The organism is Pseudactinotalea terrae, assembly GCF_009733845.1.
Taxonomy (GTDB): domain Bacteria; phylum Actinomycetota; class Actinomycetes; order Actinomycetales; family Beutenbergiaceae; genus Pseudactinotalea; species Pseudactinotalea terrae.
The window spans coordinates 343,490-365,565 of sequence record NZ_WNXZ01000004.1; the positions used below are offsets into that span (position 1 = coordinate 343,490).

At 71.7% G+C, this 22,076-nt stretch carries 19 protein-coding genes; 8 read left to right on the plus strand and 11 right to left on the minus strand.

All coding sequences use genetic code 11. The features are described from left to right. The first annotated feature begins 192 nt into the window (after positions 1-192). Complete coding sequence (locus GPA03_RS15315) at positions 193-2,445, plus strand: family 78 glycoside hydrolase catalytic domain (protein WP_156252889.1); 2,253 nt, start codon at positions 193-195, stop codon at positions 2,443-2,445. Continuing rightward, positions 2,442-3,434, plus strand: a complete 993-nt coding sequence (locus tag GPA03_RS15320; protein WP_156252890.1) for a glycoside hydrolase family protein — start codon at positions 2,442-2,444, stop codon at positions 3,432-3,434. The genes GPA03_RS15315 and GPA03_RS15320 overlap by 4 nt, the downstream gene beginning before the upstream one ends. Positions 3,435-3,549: 115 nt before the next feature. Here GPA03_RS15320 and GPA03_RS15325 read toward each other — a convergent pair whose 3' ends face one another. Further along, the gene (locus tag GPA03_RS15325; protein ID WP_156252891.1) at positions 3,550-3,810 is read right to left on the minus strand and encodes a hypothetical protein; all 261 of its coding nucleotides are present in this window, start codon (positions 3,808-3,810) and stop codon (positions 3,550-3,552) included. Between the two features lie 123 nt (positions 3,811-3,933). Between GPA03_RS15325 and GPA03_RS15330 the strand changes: the two genes are divergently transcribed. After that, on the plus strand, positions 3,934-4,473 hold the full coding sequence (locus tag GPA03_RS15330) for a hypothetical protein (protein WP_156252892.1): 540 nt from the start codon (positions 3,934-3,936) through the stop codon (positions 4,471-4,473). Here the strand turns inward: GPA03_RS15330 and GPA03_RS15335 are convergent. From GPA03_RS15335 to GPA03_RS15350, 4 genes are all read right to left on the minus strand, one after another. Continuing rightward, positions 4,422-6,470, minus strand: a complete 2,049-nt coding sequence (locus GPA03_RS15335) for a beta-galactosidase (protein WP_156252893.1) — start codon at positions 6,468-6,470, stop codon at positions 4,422-4,424. The two genes, GPA03_RS15330 and GPA03_RS15335, sit on opposite strands and share 52 nt — an antisense overlap. Then, the gene (locus GPA03_RS15340; RefSeq protein WP_156252894.1) at positions 6,467-9,346 is read right to left on the minus strand and encodes a glycoside hydrolase family 2 TIM barrel-domain containing protein; all 2,880 of its coding nucleotides are present in this window, start codon (positions 9,344-9,346) and stop codon (positions 6,467-6,469) included. The genes GPA03_RS15335 and GPA03_RS15340 overlap by 4 nt, the downstream gene beginning before the upstream one ends. Positions 9,347-9,496: 150 nt before the next feature. Beyond that, positions 9,497-10,432, minus strand: a complete 936-nt coding sequence (locus tag GPA03_RS15345) for an alpha/beta hydrolase family protein (RefSeq protein ID WP_156252895.1) — start codon at positions 10,430-10,432, stop codon at positions 9,497-9,499. Continuing rightward, positions 10,429-11,088, minus strand: coding sequence for a hypothetical protein (locus GPA03_RS15350; RefSeq protein WP_162458374.1), 660 nt, complete (start codon positions 11,086-11,088; stop codon positions 10,429-10,431). The genes GPA03_RS15345 and GPA03_RS15350 overlap by 4 nt, the downstream gene beginning before the upstream one ends. A gap of 115 nt (positions 11,089-11,203) precedes the next feature. Here GPA03_RS15350 and GPA03_RS15355 point away from each other — a divergent pair, with 115 nt between their 5' ends. Next, positions 11,204-12,274: a VIT1/CCC1 transporter family protein gene (locus GPA03_RS15355; protein ID WP_241681325.1), complete on the plus strand. Its 1,071-nt coding sequence runs from the start codon at positions 11,204-11,206 to the stop codon at positions 12,272-12,274. Between the two features lie 177 nt (positions 12,275-12,451). Here the strand turns inward: GPA03_RS15355 and GPA03_RS15360 are convergent, their stop codons facing one another. Then, the gene (locus GPA03_RS15360) at positions 12,452-13,249 is read right to left on the minus strand and encodes an aldo/keto reductase (protein WP_241681326.1); all 798 of its coding nucleotides are present in this window, start codon (positions 13,247-13,249) and stop codon (positions 12,452-12,454) included. A gap of 42 nt (positions 13,250-13,291) precedes the next feature. On the opposite strand from GPA03_RS15360, the gene GPA03_RS15365 reads away from it, so the two are divergent. Further along, positions 13,292-14,032, plus strand: coding sequence for a PIG-L deacetylase family protein (locus tag GPA03_RS15365; RefSeq protein ID WP_156252898.1), 741 nt, complete (start codon positions 13,292-13,294; stop codon positions 14,030-14,032). Between the two features lies 1 nt (position 14,033). Here the strand turns inward: GPA03_RS15365 and GPA03_RS15370 are convergent, their stop codons facing one another. Next, entirely contained in the window at positions 14,034-15,092 is a 1,059-nt protein-coding gene (locus tag GPA03_RS15370; protein WP_156252899.1) for an App1 family protein, read from the minus strand. Between the two features lie 101 nt (positions 15,093-15,193). Here GPA03_RS15370 and GPA03_RS15375 point away from each other — a divergent pair, with 101 nt between their 5' ends. Both GPA03_RS15375 and GPA03_RS15380 read left to right on the plus strand, forming a co-directional pair. Then, entirely contained in the window at positions 15,194-15,655 is a 462-nt protein-coding gene (locus tag GPA03_RS15375; protein ID WP_156252900.1) for a universal stress protein, read from the plus strand. Between the two features lie 79 nt (positions 15,656-15,734). Next, a complete protein-coding gene (locus tag GPA03_RS15380; protein WP_156252901.1) occupies positions 15,735-16,547 on the plus strand; it encodes a hypothetical protein in 813 nt (270 codons plus the stop codon). A gap of 27 nt (positions 16,548-16,574) precedes the next feature. Here GPA03_RS15380 and amaB read toward each other — a convergent pair whose 3' ends face one another. From amaB to GPA03_RS15400, 4 genes are all read right to left on the minus strand, one after another. Then, a complete protein-coding gene (gene amaB, locus GPA03_RS15385) occupies positions 16,575-18,101 on the minus strand; it encodes an L-piperidine-6-carboxylate dehydrogenase (RefSeq protein ID WP_156252902.1) in 1,527 nt (508 codons plus the stop codon). 91 nt (positions 18,102-18,192) lie between these two features. Next, a complete protein-coding gene (gene hglS / locus GPA03_RS15390; RefSeq protein ID WP_156252903.1) occupies positions 18,193-19,551 on the minus strand; it encodes a 2-oxoadipate dioxygenase/decarboxylase in 1,359 nt (452 codons plus the stop codon). A gap of 211 nt (positions 19,552-19,762) precedes the next feature. Continuing rightward, positions 19,763-20,161 (minus strand): VOC family protein, encoded by a 399-nt coding sequence (locus GPA03_RS15395; protein ID WP_156252904.1) that lies wholly within the window; start codon positions 20,159-20,161, stop codon positions 19,763-19,765. 4 nt (positions 20,162-20,165) lie between these two features. Further along, complete coding sequence (locus GPA03_RS15400) at positions 20,166-20,789, minus strand: trimeric intracellular cation channel family protein (protein WP_206673588.1); 624 nt, start codon at positions 20,787-20,789, stop codon at positions 20,166-20,168. A 101-nt stretch (positions 20,790-20,890) separates the two neighbouring features. Here GPA03_RS15400 and GPA03_RS15405 point away from each other — a divergent pair, with 101 nt between their 5' ends. Next, the gene (locus tag GPA03_RS15405) at positions 20,891-22,045 is read left to right on the plus strand and encodes an FAD-dependent monooxygenase (RefSeq protein WP_241681327.1); all 1,155 of its coding nucleotides are present in this window, start codon (positions 20,891-20,893) and stop codon (positions 22,043-22,045) included. Positions 22,046-22,076 lie beyond the last annotated feature (31 nt).

Consider the following 22,076-nt stretch of genomic DNA (forward strand, 5'->3'; position numbering starts at 1 on the left):
CCGGTCGGGGATGCCTCGCCCCGGCCCGCGGCTGAGGTGACACAGACTCGTGGCCAGATGCGGCGAACGGGCGACAAAGCCGGCTGTGGTGCCATCTGGCCACGACTTTGTGTCACCCGACTACCACTCGGCCAGCAGTCGGGGGCTCCCACGACGCCCACGCCAACGTGAACAATCGTTATCCTCGGTCCGATGAGCAGCGATGCCCTGACGACGCACGGCGACTGGGTCACGCACCCGGCGTGGGCGAGCGACGACCCGCCGTGGGAGCAGCCGACGCTCCGCACCCGCTGGACCCTCGAGAGGCTGCCACGGCGCGCCACCCTGCACGTGCTGGGCCTCGGCGTGTGGCACGCGACGATCGGCGGGGTGTCGGTCAGCGAGGACGTGCTCGAACCCGGGCAGAGCCGGTTCGACGTGCGGGTGAGCGCTCGGTCCTACGACGTCACCGACCTGCTGCGGGCGGGCAGCAACGAGCTGGTGGTGCAGCTCGGCGAGGGCCCGGCCCACGTGCGGCGCGCGCCAGGGCGCTACACCAAGTTCGTCGGCAGCCCCGCGGGTGGCCCGCGGGCGCGCGTGGTGCTCGAGATCGAGGACGAGGACCAGGTGCGGCTGCTGGCCTCCGACGCGAGCTGGCAGGCCCGGCTCGGGCCCACCACGCTGGCGCACTGGTACGGCGGCGAGGACTACGACGCCCGCCTCGAGCCGCATGGCTGGATGACCCCGGAGGGTTCCGACGACGAGGGCTGGGTGAGCGTGGCCGTCGTCGGCACGCCGGCCGACGGGCCGCAGCCCTGGGACCGGCGGGCGCCCGGCATGCGGGTCCTCACGGTGCTGGGCCCGGTCCGCACCTTCGAGCACGACCTGTCGTTCGTCGTGGACCTGGGGTACAACGTCGCGGGGTTCCCGCGCGTGGAGGTCACCGGACTGGGGGCGGGCGAGTCCCTCACGCTGCGGCCCGCGGAGTTCATCTGGGACGACGGCACCATCGACCAGAAGTCGATCGGCATGGAGGTGTGGGACACCTTCACCAGCAACGGTGCCGACACCACCTGGCAGCCTCGCTTCAGCTATCACGGCTTCCAGTACCTGCAGGTGGAGCAGCGCGACGCGGCCGGCGAACCGGTGCAGCCTGATCCTGCAGCGATCCGCGTGCAGGGGCTTCCCGTGATGGCGAACGACCGCCGCACCGGGCACCTGCAGCTCGGCAACGACGTGCTGCAGCAGATCGACACGCTCATCACCCGTGCGGCGCAGTCCAACATGATGACGGTGCCGACCGACTGCCCCCACCGCGAGAAGCTCGGCTGGCTCGAGCAGACCCATCTGGTCTTCGAGCCGCTCGCGTTCCGGTGGGACATCCGCGACCACTGGCACGACCTGGTCACGCACATGGCCGACGCCCAGACGCCCGAGGGCCTGGTGCCGGACATCGCCCCCGAGCTGGTGGTCTTCGACTTCGACTGGGAGCCCGGCTTCCGCGACGACGTCAACTGGGGTGGCGCGATCTGGCACCTGCCCGCGCTGCTCCACCGGCACTACGGCACCCTCGAACCGGCCCGGGACGCCTGGGACACGGGCATGCGGTACTGGGACTACATCGAGACCAAGGCGGGTGACGGCGTGCTCGGCACCGGCCTCGGTGACTGGATCGCGCTCGACGAGACCACCCCGCGCCCGCTCGTTGCCGGCTGGGGCCACGGCCGGATGCTCGACTCCGCCGCCACCGTGGCGGGCGCGCTCGACCGGCCCGAGGACGCCGAGCGCATGCAGGCGCGCGCGGCGCAGGTCCGCCGGCAGCTCGCTGACGCCTACCTCGACCAGCTGGAGACCGGCTCCCAGGCGACGGCGGCGCTGCTCGCGGATGCAGGCGTGCTCGACGCCGAGGGTCAGCAGCGCGCCGTCCGTCGCATCCTGGCGCTGCTGGCCGCGGGCGACGACCAGCTCACCGTCGGTGAGATCGGGCTGCCGGCGATCCTGCGGGTGCTCTCGGCCGCCGAGGAGCACGAGGCGATCTACCGGTTCGTCACCCAGACCGCAGGGCTCAGCTACGGCAGGATGGTTGCCGACGGCGCCACCTCGCTGCTGGAGCACTGGACCGGGATGCAGACCCGCAACTCCTCGAACCACGTCATGCTGGGCGCCGTCGGGACCTGGTTCCTGGAGTCGATCGCCGGCCTCCGGCAGGCGCCTGAGAGCGTGGGCTGGGCCCACGCCGTCGTCTCACCCCGGCCGCTCGCGGACGTCCCGACGGCGTCCCTGGTCTTCGACAGCCCGGCCGGCACCTACGAGCTGAGCTGGGTCAGCGACGAGACGGACCTCCGCGTGCACGTCGAGGTGCCCGAGGGTACCGAGGCGCGGCTCGACCCACCGCCGGGCTACGAGGGCGCCAGCGAGGTGCGCGGCCCCGGCACCCACGACGTGAGCTACAGGAGGACAACGTGACCACCGACCCCGCGGCACCGTTCGCGACCCCGCACAAGAGCCCTGATCTCGTGCTCGAGCCGACCTTCCGGGTCGGGGACTTCACCTCGCACGGCGTCGACTGCCCCTTCGTGTTCCATCACGAGGGCCGCCTCGGCATGACCGTGGTCGGGTGGGACGGAGTCGGCTACCAGACCGGGCTGTCCTGGTTCGACGGCGAGGCGTGGTCCGAGCCCGAGCTCGTCTTCCCGCGCGTGCCGGGGTCCCCGCACCGCCGCTACAACGCCGCGCTCACCTCGATCGCACGCGATCCCGACCTGCGCGGCACGGGTGAGCTGGTCGCCGTCGACGGCTGGTACTACGGGACGTATCACGCCTACCCGGGCGCGGGCTACGAGTCCGGTCCGGGCGTGATCGGGATCGTGCGCAGCCGCGACCTGCGCAGCTGGGAGGAGTACGGCGAGCTGCTGCTTCCCGAGGATGGTGCGCCCTGGGAGCAGGGCGGCCTGTACAAGTCCTGGCTGATGTTCCACGAGGACCAGTTCTGGCTGTTCTACAACGCCAAGGACGATCGTGAACGGGGCTGGCAGGAGCAGACCGGCCTCGCGCGCTCGGTGGACCTGGCGCACTGGGAGCGGGTCAGCGACGAACCGCTGGTCCGCAACGGCGAGACCGGCGCGATCGACGACCGCTTCGCCTCCGACCCGTGCGTGCTGCGCGACGGCGACACCTGGGTGATGTTCTACTTCGGCCTGTGCAGCGATGGCCGCGCCCGCGAGACCTTCGCGACCTCGACGGACCTGCTCACGTGGGAGCGCTCGGAGCACGTGCTGATCGACGTCGGACCCGAAGGCAGCATCGACTCGGCCTATGCGCACAAGCCGGCCGTGATCACCCACGACGGGCGGCTCGAGCACTACTACTGCGCCGTCTCCCTGCTCCGCGAGCCGGTCATGATCGGCGAGTACAGCCAGCGCGAGCGGCGCGGGATCGCGGTCGCCCGCTCTTGACGCTGCCGCCCGGGTGACTCAGTTGCCGTTGCGGCACTCAGGTCACGGTGCACCCCTGGAAAAGCGTGACGTGATTGCCTTTCGGGCGCCCGAGTCACGTACGCGTGCCGCGAGATCAGCCCGAGTCGCCGGTTGTCGCCAGGCTAAACAGCAGAGTGCCTGCGACCACGACGGGCAGCAGGCTGAACACAAGGACGACGACACCCAGGGCGTTTCGGAGACGGCTGAACCCGACGATCCCGCAGACGAGTGCGATCGCACCGGCCACGAGAGCAACGAGCGGGTTCAGGATCAGAGACACGATGGCGAGGACGGCAGCAGCGATCGCCGTCAGCGACACGACGGTCGCCGGATGCCGACGCTCCTGCAGCTGCATGCCTATTGATAGCAGGCCGACACGATGCTCACCTGAGGATGCTGGCTTCTGTGGAGCGATCGACAGCGACCCTCACGTCTGACAACCTGGATGTTCGACCAGTCGCGCTCGAGGGGGAGCACCGTGAGGGAGCAGGCCGTACCGGTCGGCCCAGGGCCACGGATCGTCCAGGCAGTCCTGGGCGTCGCGTTGGGCGGCACCTATGTGCTGGCCAGCGGCATCCTCGGCATCCAGGCTGAGGCCGCGCGGTCGGGCGCGACGGTCAACCTACGGAACGAGCTCACCGCAATCACCGATCCTGGGACGCCGATCCCACAGCTCGCCGCGGCAGCCCTCATCGGCGCGGTGGTCTGGTTCGTGGTGACGGCCGGACGACGTCGGGAGGTACGGATCGCCCGGGTGCTCGGGTTCGCACTGGCCTCGCTGGCGCTGATCGCCTGGGCGCTCGTCGTCGAGGAGTCGCAGGAGTTCGGCGGGCCGCCGTGGGCACCCGGGTATCTCGGATGGGTGCAGGTCGGCGGACAGTACGGAGGCGTGCACCTGCTGACAGTGCTCACGGTCGCCTCGCTCTGGCTGCCGCGCGGCAGCAGCGACTCAGCGAGCAGCGTGGCTCAGACGGCCTCCCAGAGCAGCCGGACGTCCCAGGCCCCGAGCTCCAGCTGAGCCCACGTCGCGCCGTCGGCGTCCCGCTGGCCCTGGGGCCAGGGGATCGTGACCGGGTCGCCGGACCAGTTGAAGTAGAGGTGCACGCGCTCGGTCTCGCCGGTCGCGGAGGAGTGGGTCACCGAGGGGGCCGGACTGGTGAACGGTCGCAGCCCGCTGCGCTCGGCGACCCCGCGGAGAAGACCGACGGCGGCGCGGTCGTCGGGTACGAACCCCACCGTGGTCACGCGGCCGGGCCCGTGCGTTGCCGTGGTCGCCGCGGCGAACGCGCCCAGCTCGGGGTGCTCGTACCGCGCGAGCTCCTCGGCGCCGTCGGGCTCGAGCAGCTCGGCCCAGCCGTGCGCCGATCCCAGCCCCTCGCCGTCGGGCGAGACGACGGCGACCGGCTCGCGCAGCGTCGTGAACTCCTGGTAGCCGGCGCCGGCGAGATCAGCGAGCCCGCCAGGCTGCCGCTCGCGCCGTGACACCGCCCATTCGTCGGCGTACCCGGTCCGCGGTCCGAGGACCAGGTGACCACCCGCGGCGACGTACTCGCGCAGGGTGGCCAGCACGCCGTCGGCAACGGTGTACAGCCCCGGCACCACGAGCACTGAATACTGCGCCGCGAGCTCGGTGCCGCCGGGCAACGCCCTGTCGTGCAGCACGTGCGCCTGCAGTCCGGCATCGAAGGCGCCCTTGTAGAAAGCCTCGAAGATCCGCTGGTAGCCGCGCGAGTGCGGCGCCGCGTTCTCGTCCGGGAACACCGGCTCGAAAGCGAGCGCGTACTTGGACGGCGTCGAGAACACGAACGCGAGATCGGCGTCGGGGCTCGTGGCAGCGACCCGGTCCCCGATCGCGCGGATCTCCTCGCCGAGCTCGGCGATGTTCCGGTACACGCGGCCAGGCTGCTGGTCGTGCGGGAGCACCCCGACCCAGTGGGTCTCGGTGCCGTAGTGGTTCGTGTGCCAGTGCCAGTACTCGATCAGCCGCGCACCGCGACTGATCTGAGCCCACGCCGCCTGCCGCCACTGGCCGTCCCAGCCCGGCTCGCTGACGTTCGCGAAGTTGATCGCGCCCGCGTTGGTCTCGGTGACGAGGAACGGAGCGCGGCGCGTGCCGAACATCCGGTCCGCCTGGCCGAACACGCTCCAGGTGCCGTCGGTCATCCAGGCCTGCGGACGCATGGGCGCGGGATGCGCCAGGCCGTCCTGCATCCGGTAGTAGGCGTTGCCGGAGGCGATGTCGAGCTCGGCACCGATGCGCAGGTCGTCGGCGGCCACGCGGTCGTAGGCGATGCAGGTGGTCAGCCACTGGTCCTGGCGGGCGAGCTCGCGCACGATGCCGGCCTGCCAGCCGATGAACTCGGCGACGACCTCGCCCTGGAACAGCCGCCACGCCAGGTCGTACTGCGGCTGGGCGTTGCCATCGGGGCGCCAGAGGTCGTCCCAGGTGGACAGGCGGTGGGACCAGTAGGTCAAGCCCCAGCGGTCGTTGATGTCCTCGACATCATCGAACCGCTCAGCCAGCCAGCCCTTGAAGGCCTCGAACACCGCGTCGTTGTGCAGCAGCAGCACACCGGGCTCGTTGTCGAGCTGATAGCCGACGACGGCCGGGTGGTCCGCGAGCTCGCTCACCATCGTGCGGATCACCCGTTCCGCGTACCGCCGGAAGGTCGGGTTGGTGATGTCGATCTCCTGGCGGGCGCCCCACGGGCGCCGCGCACCGGTCTTGGTCTCGGCGGCGATCTCGGGGTGGGCGCGCGCCAGCCACGGCGGCGCCGCATAGGTGGGCGTACCGAGGATGACGTCGATGCCGTGCTCGTGCGCCGCGTCGAGGATCTCGCGCATCCACGCGGTCTCAAACCGGCCGTCCTCGGGCTCCCACGTGCTCCACGTGGACTCGCCCCCGCGGATGACGCTGAAGCCGGCCTCCCGCATCAGCCGCATGTCCTCCGCCAGCCGCGGGCTCGGCTGGTACTCGTGGTAGTACGCGGCCCCGAAGCCGATCGGTGCCTTCATCGCTGGATCGTCCCTTCCGTCAGTGACAGCCGCAGGTGCAGCTCGACCGGTCGTGGGTGCAGCCGGTGCTGGGGCAGCACGCCCGGTCCGCACGCCGCGGTGCCGACGCCGTGCACCGCCGCGTTGAGCGACAGCACCAGCCGGTCGGTCGTGGGCAGCTCGTCCGGGTGATCCGCTGCATCGATCTCACGATCGCTCCAGGGCCGCAGCGAGAAGGCGAACGGCTGTCCGGCGATCTGCAGCGTCTGCTCGCCGTGCTCGATCCACAGCGCGCGGACGTCGCTGCGCAGCCCGTTGTCCTGGGGCCGCAGGTAGTGCTCCTGGAGGTCGGCCACGGTGCCGCCGAACCAGCCCAGCCGCATGCCCGATCCGGTGTCCGGATAGGTCTGGCCGAAGCCGCGCCCGAACCAGCGCACACGCGTGTCGAGCCCCAGACCGGGCAGCTCGAGGTCCAGGCCGATGCGCGGCAGCGTCGCCTCGACGGGCAACAGCCCGAACGGGACCAGGCGGGTGTCGAGGTGCAGCACACCCTCGTGCTGGCGGAGCCGGGTGGACTCGGCGAAGCCGACATCCCGGGCGGCGCGACCCCAGCGCCGGCGGATGTCGACGGCGTCGCCCTCTCGTTCCAGCGCCACCATCCGGCCGGCGGGGGCGTACAGGAACATCTCGGCCCAGTCGGCGGCGTCCGAGGTGTCGCCGAGCTCGACCATCCGCACCGCGCGGTCGTTGTCGGTCGGGGCGCGCCAGGCGCCCAGCGTCGGTCCGTCGAGGCGGACCCCCGCCGCCGTCAAGGAGTCGTCCTCGACCTGCCAGCGGTGCGGCCGTGCCGCGCGGAGGGCGGGCGTGCCGAGCAGCTGCTGCCCGAACGCGATCTCGTGACCCGCCGGTGCCCAGGTGGCCGGCTGCGCGAGGCGAGCCACCACGGTGACGAGCGCTGCGCCGTCGGGCACACTCAGCGGGACGCGCGCACGCTCCCCGGGCAGGAGCACGGGCACGGTGAGCGGCTCCTCGGTGACGGCGCCCGAGCCGTCGGACCACTGCGCCACGAAGGTCAGCGCCGAGGTGTCGGCGACGTCGTAGCGGTTGACGAGGCTCACGGCGCCCGCGTCAACGGTGACGTCGATCGGCGCGTAGGCCGCCTTGAGATCGGTCAGACCCGGGCGCGGCCGGCGGTCGGGGCCGAGGAGGCCGTCGGCCACGAAGTTGCCGTCGTGGACGACCTCACCGAAGTCCCCGCCGTAGCCGTACCGGAGGCTCCCGTTCGGGGCGGTGGTGGCGATGCCGTGCTCGATCCACTCCCAGACGAACCCGCCCTGCAGCCGCGGATAGGTGCGGAACAGCTCCTCGTACTCGCGCAGCCCACCCGGCCCGGTGCCCATCGCGTGCGCGTACTCGACCAGGATGAACGGCTTGCTCGCGAGCGCGGCGGCCTCGGCACGGCTGCGCTCCCCGACGATGTGGCTGCCGGTCCCGCTGCCGGTGCCAGCGTTCGGGTCGAACCGCCCGATCCGCGCGAGCACGTCGACGGGGGTGTACATCAGGCTCATCACGTCGGAGTGCTCGAAGGAGTAGTCGCGCTCGTAGTGGATGGGGCGGGTGTCGTCGAGGGCGAGCGCGGCGGCGCGCATCGAGGCGATGTTGCGGCCCGCGCCGCTCTCGTTGCCCAGCGACCACATGATCACACTGGGATGGTTGCGGTCGCGCGCGACCATGCGCTGCATCCGGTCGACCAGCGCCGCCTCGAACGCGGGGTCGTCGACCGGGTTGGCGCGGTCGCCGACCTCGACGAAGCCGTGGCTCTCGAAGTCGGCCTCGTCGATCACCCAGAGGCCGAGCTCGTCGGCGAGGTCGAGGAGGCCGGGCAGCGGCGGGTAGTGGGCGGTCCGGACCGCGTTGACGTTGTGCTGCTTCATGAGGAGCAGGTCGGTGCGGACCTCGTCGAGGGTGACGGCGCGGCCGCGCTCGGGGTGGTGGTCGTGCCGGTTGACGCCACGGAACCGCAGCGGCACACCGTTGACGCGCAGCTGGGCATCGACGATGTCGATGGTGCGGAAGCCGATCGGCAGCGTCACCCGCTCGCCGGAGGTCTCGACGACGAGCTCGTACAGATGCGGGTCCTCGGCGGACCAGGGCCGGATCGCGGGGATGCTCACGGGCCGGCCGGGGCGGATCTCGACATCGAGACCGGTGAGCCGGAGGCGCGGTGCCGGGTCCTCGGAGTCGACGTCGACCGTGAGGGTGCCGGTGCCGGTCGTGTGGTCGAAGTCGGCGCGGACGCGGACGTCGTCGACGCCCTGCGCCGGGCGCAGCAGCACGGCCACCGGGCGGAAGATGCCCGAGAGCCACCACATGTCCTGGTCCTCGAGGTAGCTGCCCGTGCTCCACTGGACGACGCGGACGCGCAGGTCATTGCTGCCCGGGCGTGCGTGCTCGGTCACGTCGAGCTCGTGGGTGTTGCGGCTGCCCTTGGTGTCACCGATATAGGCGCCGTTGAACCAGATGGCGGCGGCGCTGTCGATGCCGTCGAACCGCAGCAGCACGCGCAGGCCGTCGAGGTCGGCGGGCAGGTCGACCTCGCGCTGGTAGTCACCGGCGGGGTTCACATCCGGCACGTGCGGCGGGTCGACCGGGAACGGGTACCTGGCGTTCGTGTACGCGGGGGAGCCGTAGCCCTGCAGCTGCCACATCCCGGGCACCGCGATCAGGTCGTCGCCGACCTCGGGGACCTCCGGCGCACGGTCGGCGCGCGGGTGGTAGCTGAACCGCCAGTCACCGCTGAGGTCGATCTCGACGGCGTCGCTGGCCAGGCGTGCGCGCGGGGCGAGGGTGCCCTGCCCCGGCCCGCAGGAGGTGATGATCGTGGTGGTGGGTAACATCCGTGTGAGCAAACGTTTTACTTCCTACTCTAGTGCCGGTGGTGACAGCGGAGCAACCGCGAGATCGTCGCTGTGGCACGAGATCGCCCTCGCGCGCCGACGGTCTCGTGCCGTATCGACGTTCTCGTGGGCCAGACGGTGGCGCGGTGCTCACTCGGACAGCGCCTCGACGAGCGCATCGACCGTGAGCTGGCGGTAGCTGACGCCGTGGGCGTCCTGGTGGTGGCGGTCGAAGTAGTCCCGCGAGCCCATGTGCTTCATGGGCCCGATGGTGCGCAGCGTGATCCGGCCCGCGTGCACCGCCTTGTGCCAGTCGGACAGCGGCGCGGTGGGCCAGCGCCCGGGGAACACGAGCGGGCCGAGGTGGTGCGTGCTGTCCCGAGAGCCGTAGAAATGCCACACGTGCTGCACGCGCTGCAGCGAGGGGTCGTCGCTGAGCACGCCGCCGATCGAGATCACGGAGACCGGGACCCCGAGCGCGGCGAGATACCAGCAGCTGCCGAGCGCGATCTGGCCGCCGCCGCTGTAACCGATGACCGTGACCGGGCGCCGCTCCTGCCAGTCGTAGCCGTGCCGGGTCAGCGACTCGGCGATCTCCTGTGCGACGGCGAGGTTGTACGTCGGGCCGTAACGGGGGTCGGCCGAGACCAGCACCCGGAGCGCGTTGCGTAGGTTGATGAGGTACGAGGCGGTCTTGGCCACCGGGATCCGCTGCAACCGCTGGAGCCGCTTCCAGAACCAGGTCGTCGCGCGCTGCGTCAGCCCCCGGTTGTCGACCGCGTACGGGAAGACGTCAGCGGCGACCACCATGTCGGGGAGTCGCTCGAGCACGGCGTCGAGGACCGCCTGCTCGCGGCGCGAGCCGGTGGTGCCGTCGACGGCGCCGATCCCCGAGAGGTACACCACGAAGCGGCGAGGCTGCGGGGAGAGCACGGCTCCGCCGTCGGCCTCGATCTCGGCGCGGGTGAGCTCTCCCAGCACCTCGTCGTCGCTGCGGCGGCTCCACCAGCGCAACGACTCCAGCGGTGCGAGGAACGCGAACGCGAGCAGCAGGGCGACCCCGCCGGCGACCAGCATGCTGATCACGGGCGCTTCTCCTGACGCTCGAGCGGCACGAACGTGGCGCCGGTGAGGATGTCCTTGGCGGTCACGAGGCTCGCGTGACCGGTCGCGAGGGTCCACGCGCGCGAGGTGAGCGCGGCGACGGGTCGGGCGAGCATCCGGGAGACGAACTGGCTGAGGAACCAGCCACCGATCCCGATCGCGAGGGCGGCCCAGCGGCCGACGCCGAGCACCGGGGAGAGCAGTGCGACCAGGCAGAGCACGCTCCAGATCTCCAGCAGCCGCCCGATGCCGAGACCGAGGTGCGGGATGAACATGAGGAAGCTGAGGGCGAGCGGTGCGAGCGCGAAGAGGTAGGTGATCGCGATCATCGCGCCGTCGATCCGGCCCTGTGTGACAGCCCAGGCGGCGAAGGCGATGACGGTGGCCGACAGCATCCGCAGCAGCGCCATGAACACCGCGCCCATCGCCATGCCGGCGAGCATGCGCAGCCCGCTGACCCGGTTGATGGTGAACACGACAGCGTTCCCGATCATGATCGACAGCCCAGCCAGGACGGCCACACCGACCGCCGGTGCCCACATGGCCTCGTCCGGATCGCTCAGCCGTGCGGGCGCGCGAAAGGCCCAGACGTCGCCGACGGCGGCGAACACGGCGGACAGCAGCTCCAGCACGGACATCGGGCCCATCCTTGCCTGTCGGCGGGCGCACCGACAGCCGGTGAGGGCGCGGGTTCGACCTGTGGCGCCGCGGTCGCACCGCAGGCCTACCCGCTCCCGGTGCCAAGATGGGACCGTGAGCACCTCCACCCCCAACCGCGCCGACATCCAGAAGTGGCGCCGGTACCTGGCCGAGGAGCGCGCCGAGGCCGCGGTGTACCGCGAGCTCGCGGACCGCAAGGAGGGCGAGGAGCGCGCGATCCTCAACGAGCTGGCGATCGCCGAGCAGCGTCACGCCGAGCACTGGGAGCAGCTCCTCGGGCCCAAGATCGGGCTGCCGCTGCGCCCGTCGGTGCGCTCCCGCATGCTCACGTGGCTGGCAGGCCGGTTCGGCTCGGTGTTCGTGCTCGCGCTCGCGCAGCGGGCCGAGTCACGGTCCGCGTACTCGACCGACGACCACGCCACCCCCGCGATGGCCGCCGACGAGCAGATCCACGAGGAGGTCGTCCGTTCGCTGGCACAGCGCGGGCGGGCGCGCATCTCCGGGACGTTCCGGGCCGCCGTCTTCGGCATGAACGACGGCCTGGTCTCGAACCTCGCGCTCGTGCTCGGCATCGGGGCGGCAGGCACCAGCCGGGCGACGATCCTGCTGACCGGGCTCGCCGGGCTGCTCGCGGGTGCGCTCTCGATGGGGGCGGGGGAGTACGTCTCGGTGCGGTCGCAGCGCGAGCTGCTGGCCGCCTCGACGCCGAGCCCGAAGACGCACGGCGTGCTGCCCGACCTCGACGTCGACGCCAACGAGCTCGCCCTGGTCTACCGGGCGCGCGGCATGAGACCCGAGGAAGCCGCGCAACGCGCACAGGAGCGGCTCGCCGCCGCGCTCGGCGGCGCCGACCCGGAGCGCCACGAGGGGCCCGCCCACGAGGAGGTGGGATCCGCCTGGGGCGCCGCGATCTCCAGCTTCCTCTTCTTCTCCTCGGGTGCGCTGATCCCCGTGCTGCCCTACCTCTTCGGGCTCGAGGGCCTGACGGCGGTGCTCACCGCAGCCGGCCTCGTGGGGGCTGCGCTGCTGGTCACCGGAGCGGTCGTGGGCGTGCTCTCGGGCGGGCCGCCGCTTCTCCGCGCGGTTCGCCAGCTGGGGATCGGCTGGGGTGCAGCGGCAGCGACCTACGCCCTCGGCCTGCTGTTCGGGACGACGCTCGGCTGAGCCTCGCGGCGGCCTGTCGCACCCCGGGTGCCGCCGAGTTCGTTGCAGACCGTCGGGTTCGCTGGGAGCACCAGGCGAACGGGACGATGTGCAACGAACTCGGCGCGGTGAGCGCACGGGGCGCGGTCGGTGGACGCGCGCGACGTGGCAACGGGCGTCACCGCCCGGGAAGGGGCGTCAGCGCTCCGGGGCGTCGAGCGCCGAGACGCGCGCGATCTCGTCGTCGGAGAGCTGGAAGCCGGTCACGTCGAAGTTCGAGGCGATCCGCTCGCGGTGCACGGACTTCGGGATCGCGACGACGCCGGTGTCGAGGTGCCAGCGCAGCACCACCTGGGTGGGCGTGACGCCGTGCGCGTCGGCGATCTCCCTCAGCGCCGGGTCCTCGAGGTTCGTGCGCTTGAACGGGCTGTAGCCCTCGAGCACCACATCGCGCTCGCGGTGCGCCGCCACCAGGTCGGCGTCGAAGTCGCTCGGGCTCCAGGGGATCTGGTTGATCGACGGCGTGACTCCGGTGGCGCTGGTCAGCTCGTCGATCTGGGCGATCGAGTAGTTGCTGACGCCGATGGCGCGGGTCTTGCCGGCCTGCTGCGCGGCGATCACGTTCTCCCAGACGTCGGGGCGGGCCTCCTTGTTCGGCGGCCAGTGCACGAGCCACAGGTCGAGGTGGTCGAGCCCGAGCTTGGCCAGCGACTCGTCGATGATCCGTGGTGCGTCATCGGCGTCGTCGGGCGGCAGCTTCGTGGTCAGGAAGATCTCCGCCCGATCGAGGCCGGAGTCGGCGATCGCGCGGCCGACCGCCTCCTCGTTGCCGTACGCGCGAGCGGTGTCGATGTGGCGGTAGCCGAGATCGAGGGCGGTGCGGACCGCCTCGTACGCCTCGGCATCGGGCGCCTGCCAGGTGCCGAGCCCGAGCAGCGGGATCTCGACGTCGGGGCGCAGGGTGGTCGTGGGGATGGCGTTCGTGTGTGAGGTCACGAACCCCACTCTGCCACCCTTCTGGTCAACTACGGTCGGGTCATGGGTGAGCCTGAGCTGAAGCCGATGCCGGAGGACTGGGACAGCGCGCTGGCGATCGTCGCGCATCCGGACGACATGGAGTACGGCGCCTCAGCCGCCGTCGCACGCTGGACGGCGCAGGGCAAGACCGTCAGCTACCTCCTGGTGACGCGGGGGGAGGCGGGCATCGACACGATGGCGCCCGAGGAGACCATCCGGGTGCGTGCAGCCGAGCAGCGCGCGGCGTGCGACGCCGTCGGGGTCGAGAGCCTCGAGTACCTCGACCACCCGGACGGCACCATCCACGACGTGATGCAGCTGCGCCGCGACGTCGCGGCCGCCGTCCGCCGGCACCGCCCGGACGTTGTGCTCACCGGCTCGCCGCGCGACTTCTTCCCCGGCGGGATGTACAACATGGCCGACCACCGCGTGGTGGGCTACGCGGTTCTCGACGGCGTCCGCGACGCCGCCAACCGCTGGGTCTTCACCGATCTCACCGGGCCCGACGGCGAGGTGCTCGAGCCCTGGAGCGGCGTGCGGTTCACGGCCCTGGGTGGCTCGACCGAGCCCACTCACGCCGTCGACGTCACCGACTCGATCGACGCCGGCGTCGCGTCGCTCCGTGCGCACCAGGCCTATCTCGCCGCGCTCGACTGGCACCCGGACCCGGAGGAGATGATCCGCTCCTTCGCCACCCAGGATGCCGAGCGGTTCGGCGGCAGGCTCGCGATCGCGTTCGAGGTGATCGGGCTCGCCGAGTAGCTCAGCGGTCCTCGAGCGCCTGCCGCAGCTTGGGGGCGAGCTCACGCCCGTCCGCGCCGGCGACCTCCGGGATCGAGGCGCTCCTCGGTGTCCACACCGTGTCGAGGTTGGCGACCGGGGTGCCGTGCGCGAGCACCTGCTCGCCCGGTGTCAGCTCGCGGATCGCGATGGCCGCCACCCGGTCCGGGTGCTCGGTCGCGAACTCGCGGTAGATCATCGGGTCGTGCTGGCCGTCGTCGCCGACGAGCACCCACTCGATGTGGGGAAACTCCGCGCGGAGCCGCCGCAGCGCCGACCGCTTGTGCTCCTGACCGGAGCGGAACCAGCCGCTGTTCGTGGGTCCCCAGTCGGTCATCAGCAGCGCACCGGCCGGGTAGCCGCCGGTCCTGAGGACCTGTACGAGCGTCGGCAGGATGTTCCATGCCCCGGTCGACAGGTAGAACGTGGGGGCGCTGGGGTTGCGCGCGATGACCTCGTCGTACATCGCCGCCATGCCCGGCACCACCCTGCGGGCGCTGCCGTGCCGCACGAACGTGTTCCAGACGGCGATCAAGGGCCGCGGGACCGAGGTCACCATCACGGTGTCGTCGATGTCGCTGACCAGGCCGATCGTGGCCTCGGCCCCGACGATCTGCACCCGGGCGGTCTCGGGCCGGGCGGCCCGTGCGGCGATCGTGACGTCGTGCCAGCCGGGGGCGAGGCCGTGGTCGCGGATCTCGACGTCGATGTAGCCCGAGCGGTCGGTCTTCGTGCGGTAGTCGACATCGCCGATACGCACCGTGACCGGGAGGTACCCGACCGGGGCCGTGACGTACGAGCGCCAGCCGCGGCGTGTGAAGACCGCCTCCGCCAGCTCCTCGGGCGTGGCGGCCGAGTCCGCGTTCGCCTCCGCCTCGATCCGACGCCCCAGCACCACGCGACCGAGCACCCGCACGAAGCGCTCGCCTCCGTAACCGACGTACGGGATCGTGCGGGGGCGCCACCCCCGCGTCTTGAGATAGGCGGTGAGCCGGCGATGGAACGAGTCCTCCCAGCGGGCAGCGACGTGTGTTCCGGCCATGCCTGCCAGCGTATCGAGGTGCCGCCACCACCGCGTCGACCGACCGCCGAGGATGACCTTCGTCCTAGGTATTCGGCGTCCTGGCGCGGAATCATGGGGATATGAGCACCACGAGCGATGTTCGCGACACCCGCCCGATCCTCGTCGGCGTCGACGGTTCCCCGACGTCGATCCAGGCGCTGCGCACCGCAGCCCAGCTCGGTCCCGCGCTCGATCGTCCGATCCGTGCGGTCACGACGTGGGTCGTGGACCCCGGGTTCGGCGGATACGTCCCGGTCGACATGTTCGGGCCTCAGGAGATCGCCCAGGAGATCCTCGACGGCGCGCTCGACGCCGCCTTCGGAGGTGAGCCGCCCGTCGATCTGGAGGCCGCGCTCGTCTACGGGCCCGCCGCTCCCACGCTGATCGAGGAGAGCGAGCGCGCGTCGATGATGATCGTCGGCAGCCGCGGCCTCGGAGGGTTCCGCGGCATGCTGCTTGGCTCCGTCAGCGTGGCCTGCGTCCACCACGCGCACTGCCCGGTGCTGGTGATCCGGCCCGAGGACCGTACCCAGCCCGCTTGAGCAGGGGACTTCTGCCCACCGGTGACGCGGATCGCGGTCGCGCGACAGAATCCCGTCAAGGACAGGATGGGAGTCGGCGATGAGCAGGGCACGCATGTGGTCGATCGTGGCGCTGAGCGCCGCGCTGATGGGCGGCGCAGCAGCGTGCGGCGACGCGCCGGGAGGTGACCCGACCGCCGGGTGCACCGACGAGACCCGCACCGCCGGTGCGCCCGGCGACGCCGAGCCCCTGCTGCTGTTCGGCGCCGGGGCCTACGCGCCGACCATCGTCTACGCCGACGGCGCCGTGGTCATCCCCGCGGCCGCGCTCGACCACCTCGGCACGGACGCCACCGGCTACCTGCGCCTGCCGATGATGGCGCCGGGCTTCTCCGGTGAGCAGCCCGGTGGCTTCGTGGCGGGCTGGCTCTCGGACTGCGAGCTCGAGGCGGTGATCGAGGCGGCCGAGCCGCTGTTCGACGGCGTCGACTTCGGGACGCCGCAGATCACCGATCACGCGAGCACGCCCTTCACCTTCGAGGGCACCGAGATCTCGCTGTACGCGTTCGACCGGGACGATCCGGGCGGCGGCGTCAGTGGCGCCCAGGCCCGGGCCCGCCAGGACCTCGCTGACCTGTGGACGCTCGTCGAGGACGCCACCGAGCTCACAGGCGAGGTCGAGATCGACCGCGTGTTCGTGCACACCTACGTCTCGATCGATGACGGCGAGGTCACCGACTGGCCGCTCACGACACCGGTCTCGGAGATCGCGAGGCTCGGCTGCCTCACGGTCGACGACCCCGGCGACGTCGAGGCCGTGCTCGCGTGGCTGGACGGTCCGGGCAGCGACGACCTCCAGTGGCGGCTCACCGTGGTCGCGGCAGCACCGGGCGTGCGCGACTGCGCGGACTGAACCGCGCTCCGCCCAGCCGAGGCAACCTCATCCGAAGTCGACACCTTGCGCGAGCGGCAGCTCGGTCGAGTAGTTGATCGTGTTGGTCGCGCGGCGCATGTAGGCGCGCCAGGCGTCCGAACCCGACTCCCGGCCGCCACCGGTGGTCTTCTCGCCGCCGAAGGCGCCGCCGATCTCGGCGCCGGAGGTGCCGATGTTGACGTTGACGATGCCGCAGTCGGAGCCGTCGGCGGCCATGAACCGCTCTGCCTCGCGCTGGTCGAGCGTGAAAATCGAGCTCGACAGCCCCTGTGGGACGGCGTTGTGCATCGCGATCGCCTCGTCGAGGTCGTCGTAGCTCATCACGTAGAGGATCGGCGCGAACGTCTCGCGGTGCACCACATCGGACTGCGCGGGCATCCGCACGAGCGCGGGGGAGACGTACGCGGCTCCGGCAGCGCCGTCCACGTCGACGGCCTCGCCGCCGACGACGATCTCGCCACCCTCGGCGCGCGCCTGCTCGAGGGAGGCCAGCATGCGCTCGCGGGAGGTCTGGTTGATGAGCGGGCCCACGAGCGTGCCCTCCTCGCGCGGGTCACCGATCGGCAGCTTCGCGTAGGCACGGCTCAGGCGCGCCACCACGTCGTCGACGATCGAGCTGTGCACGATCAGCCGACGCAGCGAGGTGCAGCGCTGCCCGGCCGTGCCGACAGCCGAGAACACGATCCCGCGCACCGCGAGATCGAGGTCGGCCGACGGCGCGACGATCGCCGCGTTGTTACCGCCCAGCTCCAGCAGCGACCGCCCGAACCGTGCCGCCACGACCGGGCCCACCTCGGCGCCCATGCGCTCGGAGCCGGTGGCCGAGAGCAGGGCGACGTCGCGGTTGGCGACCAGCGCCTCGCCCGCCTCGCGAGCACCGAGCACGACGGCGGAGACACCCTCGGGTGCGCCCGCCTCGGCGAGCGCGCGGTCGAGCAGGGCCGCGCTCGCCAGTGCGGTGAGCGGCGCCATCTCCGAGGGCTTCCACACCACGGTGTCACCGCACACGAGCGCGATCGCGGTGTTCCACGCCCACACGGCCGCCGGGAAGTTGAACGCCGAGATCACACCGACCACGCCGAGCGGGTGCCAGGTCTCCATCAACCGGTGGCCGGGGCGCTCCGAGGGCATCGTCTGGCCGTAGAGCTGCCGCGACAGGCCGACCGCGAAGTCGCAGACGTCGATCATCTCCTGGATCTCGCCCAGCGCCTCGGCGGTGATCTTGCCGGCCTCGAGGGTCACGAACGAGGCGAGGTCCTCCTTGTGCTCGCGGAGCAGGTCACCCCACGCCTTGACGACGGCGCCGCGAGCCGGGGCCGGCACCGTGCGCCAGGTGGTGAAGGCCGCCTTGGCGCGCGCGACGACGGCGTCCACCTCGGCCGCTCCCGCCTGCGGGAGCGTCGCGATGACGTCCCCGGACAAGGGCGAGCGGACCTCGAAGGAGGCTCCGCCGTCGGGAACGGCGGGAAGCTCGACGCCGAGGCTCGCGAGAGCCTCGGCGGCTGCGGTACGGACATCGGTGGTGGCGGTCATGGTGGGAGTCTCCTTCACGAGTTGCGTGAGTGCGCACATCGCCGGTCAGTGCGCACGGTGCGAAGTGCGCACTCACCGTGCATGTACGCGCTCACGGCGAGGGAATGCCCGGGTGGGCGGCGCGCAGGTCGTCGAGCGAGGCCTGCTGCTGAGCGGCGTAGAGATCGAACGGGTCGAAGAGGTCGCGCCCGAGGGCGCCGGCCATCCAGTCGGCATCGAGCGCGGTGGCCTCCTGGGTGGTGTCCTTGGCGCCGTCGGAGGTCAGGTTGGACTGGAAGATCCCCGCTGCGCTCGCCGGGAGGAAGTCCTCGTAGACGATCGGCGTGCGGGTCGTGGTGCCCGCCTCGTCGAGCGCATAGGTGAAGTAGGCGAGGCCCTGTTCCGCGAGGCCGTCCTCTCCTGTCGGGAAGTCGCGGCGCCAGAGCTCGCGGAGGACCTCCTGCCGGCCCTCGGCGGTGGCGACACCACGCTCCGCGTACAGCTGCTTCGCCTCGACGATCGCGCGGTCGTAGATGTCGCGGCCGGCGCGGGTGAGCGCGATGCCGCGCGCCTCCACCTCGCCGAAGCGCACACGCAGCGAGTCCTGCGAGATCGAGCCATCCGGCATCCGGAAGGTGCGCGGCTCGGCGAGGGCACGGAACGAGGTCTGCCGCAGCAGCACATCCGGGCCCTCCCAGCGAGGCGGGCCCTGGATGTCGTCGATCATCGTGATGCCGCGGGCCTCCATGCGCTCGTAGAGGGCGTCGATGTCGAGCACGCGCGGCGTGAGGTGGTTGATGTGGGTGGAGCTCACACCGCCGATATCAGCCGCGACCGCGCTGACCCTCTCGAGCTCGTCATACCAGGCGCGGTCGACCGGCTCGGGCGAGAGCTCGAAGACCGCGGTGGCGAGCTCGAGGAACCGCTGGGCCTGCTCGTGCGCGAGGCCGCGGTCGGCCTCGGCGCGGTCGGCCAGCTCCAGCAGCTCGGGGCCGAAGATCTCGCGCTGGGCGAGGAAGGTCTCCAGGCGCTGCTGCAGATCCTCGCTGAAGAAGCGCCGGTCGCTGGGCGTGATCACGGAGGTGAACACCCGGAACGGGTTACGGGCGAGCTCCTCGGGCTCGATCGGACGGAACGCCGTCGAGACCACCGGCACCGCCGAGGTGGCGGCCTCGCGAAGGTCGTAGAAGCCGACCGGGTGCATGCCGATCGCGCCGAACACCCGCGCCACCTGCTGCATCTCGGTGGGGGTGCCCAGCCGGATCGCGCCGTGCCGCTCGGCCGTGACGCGGTCGATGGTGCCGAGGCGCTGCGCGGCGTCCGCGTCCTGCGCCATCACGTCGGCGTTGACCTCGTGGCTGACCTCGAGCAGCGTCGTGTACGCGGGCACCTCGGTGCCGTACATGTCCGAGAGGCTGCGGGCGAACGCAGCCCGCAGCTGCCACTGCTCCACGAACCCGCGCTGGTTCATCCGACCCTCTCTCTCGTGGCGAACGCGCGGCTCGTGCTGCTCTCCCGTGGGGAGCAGCACATCGTCCGCGCTCGGCACTCCGTGCGGCACCTGGTGCCCCTCCGGCACCGGCGCTCGTGCGCCATTCTGCACCGTTGGTCCACCATGTGGACACCATGCCACGGGTCGGTCGTCGGCGTCTCAGCCGCCGGTCGTGGCGAGGCGGCGGGGGTCAGCGGTCGAGATAGAGGCAGAACGGGTGGCCGTCGGGATCGAGGAGCACACGGACATCCTCTTGCGGCTGGAAGTCCGCGAGCTCGGCGCCGATGTCGAGGGCGTCCGCCACCGCGCCGTCGAGGTCGGTGACCCCGATGTCGAGATGCATCTGCATCTGCTGGGTGCCCGGCTCACCCGGCCAGACGGGCCGCACGTGGGCCTCCTCGAGCTGGAACGCGAGGTTGCTGGAGATTCCTCTGCCCTCGCGGTCGCGCATCCCCATCGTCACCCAGGTGGGGTCGGCGATGGAGATCTCCCAGCCGAGCAGGCGTTCGTAGAAGCGGGCGAGGGCCACCGGGTCCGGGCTGCCGAGCACGGTCCCGACCCAGGACGTGAGCCCGCGGATACCAGCCATCGCCTCAGGCTACGTCGCGAGCGCGCGGCGCGGGGGCCGTCCAACCACGCCAGAGCGCGAGCAGCCTCACCACCACGATCGCCGCCCCAGCAGCCACCACGACGGCGCCACCTCCGACGGCTGCCGCCTCGGCGGCCACGATCAGAGCGCAGCCCAGCACCGCGGGCACGACGTACAGCTTGGTGTCGCGGCGCAGCACCGAGGGGATCTCGCCGGCCAGCACGTCCCGCAGGACCCCGCCGGCCACACCACCGACGGTGCCGACGAGCACCGACTCCAACGGTCCCAGCCCGCTCTGCAGCGCGATCGTGGTGGAGCCGGCGCAGAACAGCCCCAGGCCCACGGCGTCACAGCTCAGCACCGCCCGCCGCAACCGGTCCACCGCACCGTGGAAGAAGAACACGATCGCGGTCGCGACCGCCACGATCAGCCACCACCACGGGTTCCTCAGAGCCGCCGGTGGCAACCCGAGCAGGATGTCGCGCGTGAGACCGCCACCCACCGCGGTCACGGCCGCCAGCACGAACATCCCGATGACGTCCATGTGCTTGCGCACGGCCATCAGGGCCCCCGAGAGCGCGAACGCGAAGATCCCGATGCCCGTGAGGGCCGCCTCTACCGTTGACACGGGACCCAGTCTGCTGGGTCCGCAGGGTGCGGATGGGTGCGTGCGCCGGGCAAGTGCGACACCATGAGCTCCACCACCCACGTCGTGGCAAGGTTGTCACCATGCCGACAGCGATCGTGGCGGGCGGTGGTATCGCCGGGCTGGCCTCGGCGCTCGCGCTCACGCAGCAGGGGTGGCGGGTCACGGTGCTCGAACGTGCAGCCGTGCTGGGCGAGGTGGGCGCCGGGGTGGCGCTCGCGCGCAACGGCGTGGCCTCGCTGCAGGCCCTGGGGTTCGACGACGGCGCGATCGCCTCGATCGGCACCCTCAGCCGGGCAGGGGGCACCTTCGACCTGCGGGGCCGCCCGATCCTCGCGCTCTCCGAGGACGTCGACGGCGTCACGATGCGCGGTGTCCACCGCGCCCGCCTGCACGGTGCCCTCCTCGAGCGCGTGCAGGAGCGAGGCGTCGACCTGATCACCGGCGCACAGGTGACGAGTCCGGTCCCGGGTGTCCCGGGCGGTGCGCAGGCCGAGGTGACCGCCGACGGCATCACCTACCGCGCCGACCTCCTGGTCGCTGCCGACGGCGTGAACAGCGCCGTGCGTGCAGCGCTCGCTCCCGTGCCGCAGCCGGTCTACTCGGGCTACTCGAGCTGGCGTGCGGTGCTCGACCACACATTGGACCCGCCCGTGCTCACGCAGTACTGGGGGCCGCACGCTGAGCTCGGCACGATGCCGATCGACGACGATCGCACCTACTGGTACGGCTACGTGAAGATGCCCCAGGGCACGCTGCTGCTGGACGAGCACCTGGCCGCGAGCGAGCGGTTCGCCGACTGGGCCTCGCCCGTGCGCCAGATCATCGCGGCCACCCCGCCGGGCGCCGTCATGCGTCACGACGTGTTCCACCTGCCCGGCGGCATGGCGCGCTACCACCACGGCCGCGTGGTGGCGGTCGGCGACGCCGCGCACGCCATGCTGCCCACCATGGGCCAGGGCGTCGCGACCGCGCTCGAGGACGGGATCTGCGTGGGCAAGCTCGTCGGGGAGCCGGTGGCGGCCGGCGGCGACCTGGCGACCGCGCTCGCCGACTACGACGCCGCGCGTCGCCCACGATGCCGGACCATCGCCCGCTCGGCGCTGGCCTCGGCCATCGCCGGCTCCCACCTGGGCCCAGGGCTCCAGGGTGTCCGCAACGCGCTGATGCGGCTCACTCCCCGCAGCGCGATCTCTCGAGGCGCCGACGCCGTGATGGGCTGGACCCCGCCCGTCTGAGGTGTGGTCGGGCACGAGGCGGGCACGTGAT